Origin of the sequence: Flavobacterium sp. A45, assembly GCF_002001005.1 — a bacterium.
Taxonomy (GTDB): Bacteria; Bacteroidota; Bacteroidia; order Flavobacteriales; family Flavobacteriaceae; genus Flavobacterium.
In genome coordinates this window covers 25,280-38,527 of sequence record NZ_MUNX01000076.1, presented here as the reverse complement: position 1 = coordinate 38,527, position 13,248 = coordinate 25,280, and the positions used below count along the sequence as shown (strand labels likewise).

At 37.4% G+C, this 13,248-nt stretch carries 10 protein-coding genes; all 10 read right to left on the bottom strand.

From position 1 onward, the window contains the following. Nucleotides 1-4: 4 nt before the first annotated feature. On the bottom strand, nucleotides 5-1,171 hold the full coding sequence (locus B0E44_RS08955) for an alpha/beta hydrolase-fold protein (protein WP_077373254.1): 1,167 nt from the start codon (nucleotides 1,169-1,171) through the stop codon (nucleotides 5-7). A 17-nt stretch (nucleotides 1,172-1,188) separates the two neighbouring features. Beyond that, nucleotides 1,189-3,777, bottom strand: a complete 2,589-nt coding sequence (locus B0E44_RS08950; RefSeq protein ID WP_217341302.1) for a glycoside hydrolase family 9 protein — start codon at nucleotides 3,775-3,777, stop codon at nucleotides 1,189-1,191. A 25-nt stretch (nucleotides 3,778-3,802) separates the two neighbouring features. Then, nucleotides 3,803-4,924, bottom strand: a complete 1,122-nt coding sequence (locus tag B0E44_RS08945) for an esterase family protein (protein WP_077373251.1) — start codon at nucleotides 4,922-4,924, stop codon at nucleotides 3,803-3,805. Nucleotides 4,925-5,094: 170 nt separating this feature from the next. Then, a complete protein-coding gene (locus B0E44_RS18790; RefSeq protein WP_165688783.1) occupies nucleotides 5,095-5,262 on the bottom strand; it encodes a hypothetical protein in 168 nt (55 codons plus the stop codon). Nucleotides 5,263-5,321: 59 nt separating this feature from the next. Then, nucleotides 5,322-6,611: a glycosyl hydrolase family 8 gene (locus tag B0E44_RS08940; protein WP_077373248.1), complete on the bottom strand. Its 1,290-nt coding sequence runs from the start codon at nucleotides 6,609-6,611 to the stop codon at nucleotides 5,322-5,324. A 41-nt stretch (nucleotides 6,612-6,652) separates the two neighbouring features. Next, on the bottom strand, nucleotides 6,653-7,576 hold the full coding sequence (locus B0E44_RS08935; RefSeq protein ID WP_077373245.1) for an alpha/beta hydrolase: 924 nt from the start codon (nucleotides 7,574-7,576) through the stop codon (nucleotides 6,653-6,655). A 71-nt stretch (nucleotides 7,577-7,647) separates the two neighbouring features. Then, the gene (locus B0E44_RS08930) at nucleotides 7,648-8,502 is read right to left on the bottom strand and encodes a sialate O-acetylesterase (RefSeq protein WP_077373242.1); all 855 of its coding nucleotides are present in this window, start codon (nucleotides 8,500-8,502) and stop codon (nucleotides 7,648-7,650) included. Nucleotides 8,503-8,547: 45 nt separating this feature from the next. Then, nucleotides 8,548-10,101, bottom strand: coding sequence for a carboxylesterase/lipase family protein (locus B0E44_RS08925; protein ID WP_077373239.1), 1,554 nt, complete (start codon nucleotides 10,099-10,101; stop codon nucleotides 8,548-8,550). Between the two features lie 96 nt (nucleotides 10,102-10,197). After that, complete coding sequence (locus B0E44_RS08920) at nucleotides 10,198-11,439, bottom strand: SGNH/GDSL hydrolase family protein (protein WP_077373236.1); 1,242 nt, start codon at nucleotides 11,437-11,439, stop codon at nucleotides 10,198-10,200. A 57-nt stretch (nucleotides 11,440-11,496) separates the two neighbouring features. Beyond that, nucleotides 11,497-13,230, bottom strand: coding sequence for a glycoside hydrolase family 43 protein (locus B0E44_RS08915; RefSeq protein ID WP_077373233.1), 1,734 nt, complete (start codon nucleotides 13,228-13,230; stop codon nucleotides 11,497-11,499). Nucleotides 13,231-13,248 lie beyond the last annotated feature (18 nt).

The following is a 13,248-nucleotide window of genomic DNA, read 5'->3' as shown; positions in this document are numbered from 1 at the left end:
TTATTTACTTAAATAATAAACTGGCATATTGATGCAAAGATCTTCTCCAAGTCAGCCACTCATGAGCAGTTCCTTTGGACTCATAATATACATGCTTAATTCCCTGTTTGTCAAGCATTTTTCTAAAAGCCCCTATCGAACCTGGGAAAGGATTTGGTTCTTTTGTTCCAAGTCCAAGCCATAAAACTTTAAGCTGTTTATTTATTGCTTTTGCATCATTAAATTTCCCTCCTAGAAATACGGCAGGATCAATTTCGTCCGAACTTGGGTAATTTGAAGTACCGCTAAATCCTCCATAATAAGCAAACTTATCCAGATGATTCACTGCAATTCTCATCGTTTGATTAGCTCCCATCGAAAGTCCGGCAATTGCTCTATGCTCCCGATCTGAAATGGTTCGAAACTTCGCATCAATCATTGGAATAATTTCATTTATCATTACTTCCTCAAAAACAGATGCAGGCTGTGCTGGTTTGTTTTCAGTAGTTTCTTGTTTTTTATAAGCATATCCGTTATCCATAACAACAATCATTGGCACAGCCTCTTTACCTGCAATAAGATTATCCAGAATCAGATTGGCTTTGCCTTGAACCGCCCAGCCTGTTTCATCTTCAAAACTTCCATGCTGTAAGTAAAGAACAGGGAAACGAGTTTTGGTATTCTCATTATAACCAGCAGGAGTATAAATAAAACAGCGTCTGAACGAATTTGTTAATTTTGAGAAATAAATATTTTCGCTAACTAAACCGTGAGGTACATCTTTCAAAGCATAAAAGTCTTTGTCTGAAGCTGGAATTTCTATGCCGCTTCCCATCCGGCCTGCACCATAAAAATATAATGTCCCGGGGTCTGGAACTGAAGCTCCGTCAATATTCAATTGGTAATAATGAAATCCTTCGTCCTGCGGAACAGATTCTCCAGTCCAAACACCATTGTTATCCTTTACCATATCATATTTTACTCCGCCAATATCAAGCTGGACTTTATTGGCATTTAGCGCCAGAATACTAGCACGCACTCGGCCTTGTGAATTAACCTGAGGAAACTGTTTTCCGGGCTGGTTGACTGATGAAGGCTTAAAATCCTCAATAATTCCTTTTACATCCTGCCCCCAGCTTGAGTAGCAATGTAAATTAGAAATTAAAATGACTGCAATTATAAATCGTTTCATATTTTAAAATTTAATGATTATTTATTTTGTTCATTCTCTGCCAATTCATTTACAGCGTTAGCCAGAAAAACATACCAAGCGCCGCCATCAATAATACACTCATTTTCTCCCCAAAAAAACGGCCAGTCATCTTTATTTTCTAAATAATCAGGCTTAAGAAAAATAAGCCCTGGAACTACTCCGCCGGCAATAGTTGTAAAGTCAGCGCGATTACCTCCGTAGGCAACCTTTTTGGATTTATTTCCTACAGCATTCACAAAAGACAAATTGGAATATGGATGACAACCAAAAATATAGTTAAGTCCTTGGTAAACATATTCTTTATCGATAATATCAGGATAAATTTTATGAATGTAATAATTCGTACTCGCCCAATTAATCACTTGAGAAGTGCCTCCCCAACCTCGTTTAACTAGAGGAACACCATAAGGATTATCAGCATTATCTTTATCAATTTTTGCTTTATACTTAACTGCATAGCTTCGTAATTTTACTTTGTAATCATTGTCCATAGATGGCAAAGCTAACAGTGCAGAATTCATATTACGTTCTAAGTCTTCATCTAATGATTTCCAAATTTTATTCAAAAAACCAGTTTTATACTGATCATCTTTTGTGCTTATGTACAGCTGCAGCAACGCAATCATATCGCTTCCTTTAGTCCATCTCGACATCGGGCTATCATCAGGTTTTGCTTTTTTTTCAATTTCATTAGCTTCATTGAATAACTTTACAGCAATGTCCAAACATTTAGCAGAAAGTGCGTCATTATAGCCTTTTAAAGCTCTGCTTGCTGACGCTAATGCACCTGCCGTTCTGTAATCAAGAAATGAACTTCGGTTTGTAAATGCCCATCGGTCATCCCGTGTGCCGCTCGAAGCTCCATTAGACTCATATGGCTTTAGAGAGGCATTATACGGAAGGTTATCTGTTTCAGTAGATGCATCTCCTAAATGATGATACTGATGCAGATTTGGCACAACTATACCTCTTACAGGATGTCCAATATTTTCAACTTGTGCAACGAGATTCAAAACTCCATGCTCAATCTGCTGCAATAAATCAGGTTTGCCGTCAGGACGGTGAATATCAACAAACTGCGTTTTTTGATCGATATAAGTTTCGTCTCTATTTACTTTGAATGCTTCCCATGATTCAACGAAACTATTGATTACGCTGACATGCGAAAAAGTCTGTATATCAAAATCTCCCGCATCAAACCAGCCTCCCACTGCCATATTTGGAATACGTTCAAGAGGTTTGTATTTAGTATCGGTTGTAGGACCTTGTTTGTATCCGTCAAAATGCTCGTGATTCAATGGCGCTTGGAGACAATCATCTAAAAATGGTTTTCCGTGCCAAACTCTATATGCCTCGTTCACCTCCATGTGATCCATCTGAACTGGAAACCATACGTCCATAGTTGGATGCCATACTTTTGAGTAAATATCATCAGCAATCTGGAAAGTGTTTGTTTTTTGCTTCCCATATTGGATGTAATAAATACCTTTTTCTTTAACCGAGCTAAAATCAACTTGGGCATAATTGTATCGTAGATATTTTCCCCAAACCTTAACAGCTGTTTTCAGTTTTTCGACAAATTTTCCATTTTCGTCAAGCTTAAAAATTGATGCTTCAGCTAAAGGTTTATCGTTTTTATCAAGTTCAATAACTGCAACTTTCTTTTGGCTTGGCATATAACCCACCTGGGAAAATCCTATCACCGGCTCTCTTATCCAATCTGGAATAGCATTGGGTTCGACATACCAGCTTAGCACTTTACCCGATTTATTTGCTGGAAAAATACTTCTGGCAATAAACCAGCCGTTCTGCCCTAGATTTCTGCCGTCAAAAAGCATAACATTCTGATCTTCGGACTGGATTTTTACACGACGCTCTGGGTTTTCAGGCGCAAGAATTAGCTGTTTACCAGATTCTAATGGCAGAGTCGCTATAAATTCATTTCTTCCACGATCATCAAATGTTGTATGTCCCGCAAATTGAGGTATTTTTTCAGGCAAAGGTCTAATTTCAGTATTGCTTGCAGGATATCTTGGAAATGTTCCCGCTCTTCCATCAACTAAATAATTGCTTTCAAAATAAGAAGTTGGTATAAATTCTAAATTAAATCCTGCTCTTCCTTCCAATTCTTTTGGAACAGGTTTGTCTAATACAACATTTATAACAAAGCCTTTTCCCTTCGGCGTAACCATGATTTTGGAATCAAAATTAAATTCCTCATATCTTAGTGTCAATTCAATTGTATTGTTCGCTTTATCAACTTTCCGACTCGTCATTTTTGGAATCAAATCCCACTGCTCCGGTGTGTTCTGAAGCCTGACCGCTCCACCGGTTACTGTTCGAACGCCATGATGAATGAATTCAATACCAGCTGTTTTTTCGTCAAAAAACATTCCGTTGTATTCATTATTAAAAACCCAGACATTCAATCCCTGAGTTTCGAAATATTCTTTTTCGTTTAACACTAATTTTTGAGCCAAAACACTATTTGAAATACTGCAAAAACAAATAAGCATTATTGTTTTCTTCAAAAAAGAGGAATTAGAATCTAAACTAATCGATAAAACCATATTAAATTTTTTCATGATATATTGATTTATTGGTTTTATACTACTCTTTAAATAATAATGGAGCTAGTTCTTTCAAACTGCGTCTCCATGTTTGAAATTCATGTCCAGTCCCTTCCGATACATACGAAACAGCATTGAAGCCAGCATTTTTAAGTGCTGTAGCTGCATTTTTGACTCCATCTGGATTTTCTTTACTTCCACAGCTCAAAAAGACAAGTTTTACTTTGGATTTATCTTTAATATCCTCTGGCTTATAAAGTCCTCCGCTAAGCAGAGCATACTGAGAGAAAACATCCGTTTTATTAAGCGTAATCATGCGTGTTTCCATTCCTCCCATAGAAAGTCCACCCATGGCACGATGCGACTGCTTAGCGATTGTACGGAAATTAGCATCCACGTATGGAATTAGCTCATCAACCAAAACGGTTTGAAAAGGAGTAATATCAAAATTTCTTAATCCGCCAAACTTAATTTCGTTTGTCATTCCATACGTCATCACAATAATAAAAGGCTTAATTTTTCCTTCGGCGATAAGGTTATCCATAATCAAATTGGCGTGTCCCTGATTGCTCCATGCAGTTTCATCTTCGCCCCATCCGTGCTGTAAGTATAATACAGGATATTTTTTTGACTGCTCTTTTTCGTAACTGGGAGGTGTATAAACAAATGCACGTCGTGATGTATTAGTACTTTTTGAAGGAAAAAGTATTTGCTGTACATGACCGTGAGGCACTGCTTTTAATGCATAAAAATCTTGGTCGTGAGCAGGTATTTCGATACCGCTTTCCCAGCGGACAGAACCATAAAAGTTCAATGCTCCGGGATCGTTAAATTTTCCTCCATCGATAGTAAGGTTGTAGTAATGGAAACCCTCATCCATAGGTCCGGCTGTAGTTCCAGTCCAAAATCCATCTGCTGATTTCATTAATTTTGTTCCTCCCTTGCCTCCTAATCCAAGGCTAACCCTAACACTGTCAGCAGCGGGTGCTTCAATTCGAAAACGGGCATAACCCTGCGAGTTCACCTGCGGAAAATCTTTCCCTGGCTGGTTGAGTGAAGATGGCTTAAAATCTTCAATAACTTTTGATGAAGCTGTCTGTGCCATCATTATCGAACTGATCAAAGTCAATGATAACACTAAAACAATTGAGTACTGTTTCATAATCTTGTGGTTTTTTATTGATTAATAATAATTATTTGCAATATATTTTGAGCTTATTCTAGTACTCCTATTCAGTTTAAACAGGAATTAAGGCAAGCATATCTCATCAACTTTATATGCTCAATTAATTTTTAATCTGAACCCGATTATAATTTTTTGGAGCAGAAAGATTAGGTATTTTCAGCAAGTATTGTCCCGCTATCCACTACAATCTTGTGAGCCGAACCCCAGCTCACAAGGATTTCCGCTTCTATCGGGGCTAAAGGGAAATATTTCGCTTTTTTGCCATCATTCAAAAAAAAGATCCAAGGTTTAATTACAGCCAACAATTTCAGCATTGGAGATAATAATAAATCGTGTTCAGCTTTTTATCTAAAAAAACCTTTTTGAAAAAACACTATTTGCCCTGCGGGGTGATAATCTGATAATTACCGCTTAAATGCATCAAACTGAAAAGATACATCAGACCATCATAGTAGGGGTCAAAATAACCATCCTCATAAGGTTCGAGCTTGGCATTCCAAACAGCATGTACAAAATCCAAGCTTCCTTTTTCATCATTTATTAATGCCGTGGTCGCTGCTGTAGAAACTAACCCGATAGAATGTCTCAGTTTCTTCACTGTACCTGCCTGCAGAATAAATTCGGGTGTTGAACCGTCCAGATTAAACTGATCTTCATAAGTATCCATTCCTTTAGATCTCAGGAATTTTTGGAATTTTACCGCATACTCTTTCTGCCATTTTTTGTCCTTACCAAACCACACATAATCCATTGCAATATTCATAGGAACACGCCAAGAATCGTAGCGAAAACCAGCCGGCATCCAAGGGGTAACATGAGGATTTCCGTCAAATTCTGTATAATCGGAATTCAAACCCGTTACCGGATGTGTCGCTCTCTTAAAAAACACTCTTGAAGTATCTGCGCAATCTCTATAAAATTGCTCATGCCCGTCTTTTGCATATTCAGACCAAACTTCATAAAAGGCAGGTAAATGGTAAGAAGGGTCTGTCCAATTATAATTTTTCCCTTCAGGAACAAAAGTTATTTGCTTATGTTCGGTATTGATAAGATTGTAAATATTGCCTGTTCCGTCTTTTTTCCACATAGCATCTAAGATTCGTCTGGCTTCTTTATAATAATTAATTCCTGTATTATTTCCCCATTTATTTGATGCGAATAAAAGGCTGGTAATATAATACAACTCCCCATCAGATGCTGAACCTGGGGAGTTTTGCTTCATAGTAGCGGGATTAAAACTCCATGCAAAATAACCTTCGCGAGGGCCTTTTTGATGCTGCAGATATGCTTTGGAAAATCTCCATATTTTATCAAAAACATCTTTTTTATCCAATTGAACTGCAACCATCATTCCGTATGACATTCCTTCTGTTCTTGCATCTTTATTCTTCACATCAGATACGTAAGCCATAGTATCTCCAACTGTAAAATAAACACGGTTAGGCCCTTCGAAAACATCATAATATGCTTTAGCAAGTTTCTTGTCAACAGCGTCTTTTTTATAGCCGGCTTCCAAAAAAACATTTCTGTATTTTATAGTTTCAAAAGCTCCTTTCGATTTCTTTTTCTCCTGAGCAAAAAGCATATTAGAAGAGACAATAACAGTCAAAACAAACAAACCGACATTATGAATGTTCTTGAATAAATATCTTTGGTTTTTCATTTTGTAGGGTTGATTAGTTATTAAAAAATATTCTGAATAAATTATTTTTTCAGCCAGGCATTACTTTCCAGCCAGCTGAATAATGGTTCCATCCATCCTGGATGCTTAAAAATAAATCCATGATCTCCTTTTGGATAAATATGCATCTCAACAGGTACTTTATGATGTCTCAATTTTTCAAAATAGACAATGCTATTGTCAACATCTACTACCTTATCATCGGCAGTATGTGTCAAATACGCTGGAGGTGTATCAGACTGAACCTGAAGTTCATTCGAGAATAAATCGACATCTTCCCTGCTTGGATTTTTTCCCAGCAGATTATCTCTTGAACCGGAATGAGTCAAAGAATCTGTCATACTGATAACCGGATACACCAAAATCTGGAAATCAGGACGCAGAGTTGTATTCTCTTTATTTTCTATATACCATTTTCCAAAATGTGTTGCAGCCGTAGAGGCTAAATGTCCCCCTGCTGAAAAACCCATAATGCCAATTTTATTTTTGTCTAATCCCCATTTTTCCGCATTGTCTCTTACCAATTTAATGGCCTGCTGTGCATCCTGTAACGGACCTATTTTTTTATCCGTCATGATGGCATCATTTGGCAATCGGTATTTAAGTACAAATGCTGCTATTCCTTTTTCAGCCAAAGCTTTGGCAGTACTTACGCCTTCACCATCATACACCACAACTGAATAACCGCCGCCCGGAACAATGATTATTGCTGTTCCCGAAGCTTTTTCGTTATTGGGTTTAAAATATTCAAGAGTTGGGACAGTTACATCTTTATACATTCCTATTCCAGACTCTTTTATCGCTGATGGTTTTGAATTAGGTATATCAGACGGATATAAAGTGAGTATCGCTTGTGACTGAACAAATACAGAAAACAGCACAAAAAGTAAAACTACAAACAGCCTTCCTTTAAAAATATCACGAAAATCTTTAATTGCTTTTTTCATTTTATAAAATGTATTTGATTGGCTGTAACTTAATATCCTTTTTTGATGCATATTCAATAAAAAAATCTATCTCATTTAGAACCTTTATTTCCATTTAGCGACAGCATTTTCTCAGCATATCTTTTTCCTAATTCTCTATAACCCGCTGCATCAAAATGCAGATTATCTTTAGCAACATTACATCCGCTGGATGAAATGACATGGGAATTAGGTATCGTTTTTGGAAGGGTTGCAATGATAGTATTCATACTGGCACAAATTCCGCCTTGATCAGCATTAACAGTTTCTCCAGCAAGCAAGGGAACATTCATCGGATTCAGATTAAGGTCTTTCATCAGATTGTCGTAAACTATTTTAACCTTTTTTGTCCAAAGTGTATCTCCTGTATTTGATTCTCCCTGATGCAGTAAAATGCCTTTTATCACTCCGTCTTTTTGAGCAATTTTGGCCATTTCAACCAGCCTCCCATAAGGATTTCCATCATATTCTTTTACCATTCCTTTCATCCAGTCGGGAGCAGTTGTCATGTATGCCTCATATTTATCTTTATCAAAAAGTTCAATTTTACAGCCGCCAACTGCCACATTTATGATTCCTACTTTTACATTTTTAGGAAGCTGAGTGACCATTGTTCTCCCAAAAAAATCCGTCAGCGTCAAACCCGTCTTACATCGGCATAATGGAGGAACAGCTGTGTACCATTTGCCTTTTTCACGTTTCAGCTCTGGGCAGTTTACCGCTTCCAAAACCTGAAAACGGTTATCTACGCCTACTGTATCCTGCGGTTCAATTTTCGCATTTCCTTCCATATTGGACTGGCCAAAACTCAAATAAATATGAAAATTAGGGTCTTGTTGAGAATAGATTGTGTCTGCAGTAAATACTAAAATACTAACTATCATTAGGTTCAAAATTCTTTTCATCATTTAAAGTTCAGTTAAGTGTAAGTGTTTATGATTTAGTACAAGAATTTACTTTGCCCAAGCTTCTCCTTCAGGAGACCGCCTCCAAGAAAAATAAGAATCTAAAACCTCTAGGGATGCTGCACTTGGAACCGGACCTGTGTAAGCAGTATTATTGAAGTACATTAATTTAGGATTTGAATCGCTGAAGGCAGGCCAATTAGGAACATCTTTTCCATTTGGATCGCCATGTTTGGCAAAGTTTGTCCAATAAGTTCCCATTAAATTTGAAATCTCTAAATCTGATTTGCTTGTTTGTGGATTTGATTTATCTAAATTTTCAAAAACATATGCCACTTCTTGACCGTGATAAGAACCAAAACCATAATAAGGTGAGTCTTTAGGATGGTCTGGATGCTGATCAAAATAATAAAAAAACACTTTTGACTTTCCAGTCTTTGCCTGAAGTCTGGCCCAAGACCAGGTCTGCCAGCCAAAAGCCGCATCTCGGGCTAAATCTCGAGCCGTTTTAGGAACTGAAGAATCACTTACAGGGTAAGCTTTTAAAAGACTTTCAGCAAATTTACCGTAACGCGTTTCGACACTGCTGATAAATTCCTTTGGGTCTTTGGTTCTGGTAAAACTGGATCCTTCATCTGAATTGTAGCCAATAAGAATTGGAGTATCATTATATTTGCCTGCTTCATATAATTTGTATTGATCATCAGGAATTACCCATCCATCAACAATAGGCCATCCACGTCCTGTAGGCAATTTATCAGCCTCAATAGACCGCAGTTTTTCAATTGAAGTGACTCCGGCAGTTTTCATATAATCTAATCCTTCGTTCTCGGCAGTCTTAAGTGTTTTCATATTTTCACCCGGATAAGTAGTAGCCCTTGAAGGTCCGAATGAGCCTCCGCTTTGTGAGATAGCACCATTAAAAAGACCTTTCGCTAAAGGCGAAGCACACAACATACTTACAGCAATCCCTCCGGCTGATTCTCCAAAAATGGTTACTTTATTTGGATCGCCTCCAAAAGCGGCAATATTCTCTTTTACCCACTGCAGACCTGCAATCATATCTAGTAATCCATAGTTCCCTGAAACATTTTTTGGATTTTCAGCACTCAATTCTGGATGTGCCATAAAACCTAACTGGCCTACACGATAGGCTATGCTTACCAATACAACACCTTTTTTAGCCAAATTTTTACCATTATAAGATGCTTCAGAAGTTGCTCCTGCTCCAAATCCACCGCCATAAATCCATACTAATACTGGAACTTTTTCTTTTGCAGATTTGGCAGGCGTCCATACGTTTAAGTACAGGCAGTCTTCACTTTTTCCAGATGGAGGATTACCTCCCTGCATTGGACCGGGAGCAAATTTATCTGCCTGCAGCACGCCTTCCCATTTTTTTATAGGCTGAGGCACTCGCCATCTGAGATTTCCAATTGGCGGTTTTGCAAACGGAATACCTTTAAAAACTAACAAACCTTCCTCGGCAGCTCCTACTAACTTACCTTGCTTTACCTGAACTTCTGTAGTAAGAGGTTCAAGGATTTTATCTGCAAAAGCAAAGCATGTTAATACGGCAACAGTAAAAAAAATATTTTTCATCAGTAATTATTTTTTAATTAAAATCTACTTCTCTAATTATGCAAAAAACTTTATCACATTGAGATTCTTTTTAGTTACTAAAAACCTGCTTATACGCTATTTGAACAAACCTAAATCTATCGTTTCTCCCATTCTTTTATAACCCAATTCATTTGGATGCAGAAAATCTCCGTCATGCATATTGGATAAAATAGTTCTAGAACCAGGCTCTGAAGCCATTGCTTTATCAAAATCGATTACAGCATCAAAACCGCTGTTAGTCCGAATCCAAGCATTTACAATATCTCTTGCTTCCTGACGGTAGGGTGCATCATAAAAGGATTTTTGAAACGGCAGAATAGTGCATCCATATACTTTTATCCCTTTCGCATGAGCTTTATCAATCATCATTTTATAAGCATCAATAAGTTCTTGTGCCCGAATTGGAGCATCTTCTGCACGCTTGATTCCTCCAATATCATTTACTCCTTCCAGAAGGATTAACCATTTTGTACCCGCCTGAGAAAGAACGTCTCTGTCAAATCGATTTAATGCCGTTGGTCCTAATCCTCCTCTGACAACACAGTTTCCTCCAATTCCTAAATTCAAAACTCCAATATGCTCCGTATTTTTATTAGCCAATAAACGGGCAGATAAAATATCAGTCCATCTGTTCTGCTTATTTGTACCAGAACTGCGGCCGTCTGTAATGGAATTTCCTAAACAGACAATGCTTGCCGATTTTTTTGGAGCAATCACATCCACCCCCATAATTGAATACCAGTGATCTGTTTTTACTGCTCCCGAAAAAGCGGCATTATTAAGGTTATCTCCTTCCAAAATATAAGAAGTCGTGCGGGAACCAGGATGTCCGGATATTTTTTGCGAAGCTGTTCCATAATGAATGGTAATAGCCAAAAGCTGTCCCGGCTGTAAAGCAAAATCAAAAGCATCTGAAAACACTTCTTGTTCTGGACTTATTGTTATCCCAGAATTTCCTTTGAAGGTTAGTGCTTTTTGTGTTGTACCATCAATACTCGGAGCATCAACAACATTTGCAATACTTACGGATTTTAAAACTGTTGGCTGGTCACTAAATATATTCGAAAAACGTAACCTCAGCTGTTTTCCTCCTATTGAAACCCTGATAATCTGCCTCAGCGTATTATCAGTAAGACCAGGAGGCGGAGGCATATTATTAGGTTCTACTAACTGCTGAGCCGTAGCCCAAGTTCCTATCCAATTTTGAGCACTTGCTTTCTGCGTTTCTTCTGCTGTTGCTGTTTGATTGGATTTACATCCCAAAACCAAAATGAACAGGCTTAAAAACAAAATCCGCATAACATATATTTTTTTCATACTTAACAAATTGGCATTCTATTATATTGAATTGGTATTGTTTTTACATCTTTTTATTTACTCAGGCTTAGCATCATTAGAGGCTGTAGCATACAACCCAACTAATGCTCCTGTAAAACCTCCAGCAACATTAGTTGAAAGAATATCTCCAGAGACTGCTCCTCCTAAATTTTGAAAATCAGTACCATTTGCAGAATAACTAAATTCATAACTGTCTCCTGTTGCTTTTACCTGCAGTCGCAATGGATTCTTGATGTCTATTTTAGAGCTTGCAATAATTTTTGACTGTCCTTTTTCTGTTCTTTCCAACAAAATATAAGTGTCATTTCCTTTTTTGGTAATACCAAAAACATAATTAAAACGCTCATTTTGCAGACAAGTAATACCTGCCAAATCCTTTTCGGATGCCGGTTTGTAGTCTATAGTTGCTGCGAAAGTGAAACTATTGTGCTGCTGTCTGTAAAAAAGTGTAGAAGTTGGTTTAAGTTCTTTGATATTCACTTGAAACGGATTAATCTGAAGTCCTTTTTTAGTCACTGTGATAAAATTTTCACGCGGTCCTCTTAATCCTATCCATCTGTAATCTAATTTATTGGAAGTGAAATTTTCTTCAAAAGTAAAATTGCCATTTGGGAAAAATCCATCCTTGCCGGTTTTATTTTCAACTCCGTTTGGCATTTTTAATTTTGGCTCCATCGGAACTAATCCATTTTCAAAAACAGGAAACGTTCCAGACCAGTCTACAGGCAGCATAAAGGTTTCGCGTCCAGCATTTACTCTGTCTTTTTCATTTGGACGAATTCCTAAAAACACTCCATAATACTTATTATCCGGTCCTAATACTAAATCAGCATGTCCTGCCCAATCCACTTTATCTGCTCTATCCTGTGGAAAATATCTTTGTGTTAAAATTGGATTATTAGAAGATGGTTTAAATGGTCCTGTTGGGCTGTCACTAATAAATATAACTTCACTATGATTTCCACCTGTACCACCTTCGGCACACATTAAATAATAGAGACCGTTTTTTTTGTACAAGTGAGGCGCTTCAATCCATATAGGTTTTTTCGAAAGATCTACTCCGCCATCAACAATAATTTTATCCGTGCCCGGAATAACTTTATCAGTGGCAACATCATATTCCCATACTTTAATTACGCGGTGCCCCTCATATAATTCTTTTCCTTTATCCGGAGCATCATTATGTACAATATATCCTTTACCGTTATCATCAAAGAAAACAGAAGGATCAATTCCGCCAAAATCAAGTTTAATAGGGCTTCCCCATCCTTTCATCGGATCTTTTGTTTTTACCATGATATTTCCAAGTCCGCCGGAAAATGCTGTTACAATCATATAAAAAGTATCATTATGCGGATTATAAGTTATCCCCGGAGCATAAACTCCTTGACTGATACCAGTATCATGCGGATTGAATTCGTTAACATTATTTAATACCCCGCCTAAGTCAGTCCAGTTCACTAAATCTTTAGAATGAAAAATTGGCACACCGGGAAACATCGCGAACGAAGAACAGACCATGTAGAAATCGTCTCTCTTTCGGGTAATAGCCGGATCAGGATAACATCCCTGCAGAACAGGGCTATAAAACTCACCCGCTTTTAATGGATATTTTTTATAAATTTGATCATCTCCCTGATAGACAACCTTGGAGAACACAGGCGGATTTTTTGCTGTTTTTGCTTTGGACTTACCTTTATCTCCTATGTCTGTAAAGGAGAACAAACCCATTATTAATGACGAAAATAAAACTATCTGTATCTTTTTCATTTCTTGCTAATATTTATT

Bases quoted from the DNA above. Each gene is read 5' to 3' on its own strand.
- B0E44_RS08920 (WP_077373236.1), bottom strand. From the start codon at position 11,439: ATGAAAAAAATATATGTTATGCGGATTTTGTTTTTAAGCCTGTTCATT.
- B0E44_RS08915 (WP_077373233.1), bottom strand. From the start codon at position 13,230: ATGAAAAAGATACAGATAGTTTTATTTTCGTCATTAATAATGGGTTTG.
- B0E44_RS08955 (WP_077373254.1), bottom strand. From the start codon at position 1,171: ATGAAACGATTTATAATTGCAGTCATTTTAATTTCTAATTTACATTGC.
- B0E44_RS18790 (WP_165688783.1), bottom strand. From the start codon at position 5,262: ATGCTGAAATTGTTGGCTGTAATTAAACCTTGGATCTTTTTTTTGAAT.
- B0E44_RS08930 (WP_077373242.1), bottom strand. From the start codon at position 8,502: ATGATGAAAAGAATTTTGAACCTAATGATAGTTAGTATTTTAGTATTT.
- B0E44_RS08925 (WP_077373239.1), bottom strand. From the start codon at position 10,101: ATGAAAAATATTTTTTTTACTGTTGCCGTATTAACATGCTTTGCTTTT.
- B0E44_RS08935 (WP_077373245.1), bottom strand. From the start codon at position 7,576: ATGAAAAAAGCAATTAAAGATTTTCGTGATATTTTTAAAGGAAGGCTG.
- B0E44_RS08950 (WP_217341302.1), bottom strand. From the start codon at position 3,777: ATGAAAAAATTTAATATGGTTTTATCGATTAGTTTAGATTCTAATTCC.
- B0E44_RS08940 (WP_077373248.1), bottom strand. From the start codon at position 6,611: ATGAAAAACCAAAGATATTTATTCAAGAACATTCATAATGTCGGTTTG.
- B0E44_RS08945 (WP_077373251.1), bottom strand. From the start codon at position 4,924: ATGAAACAGTACTCAATTGTTTTAGTGTTATCATTGACTTTGATCAGT.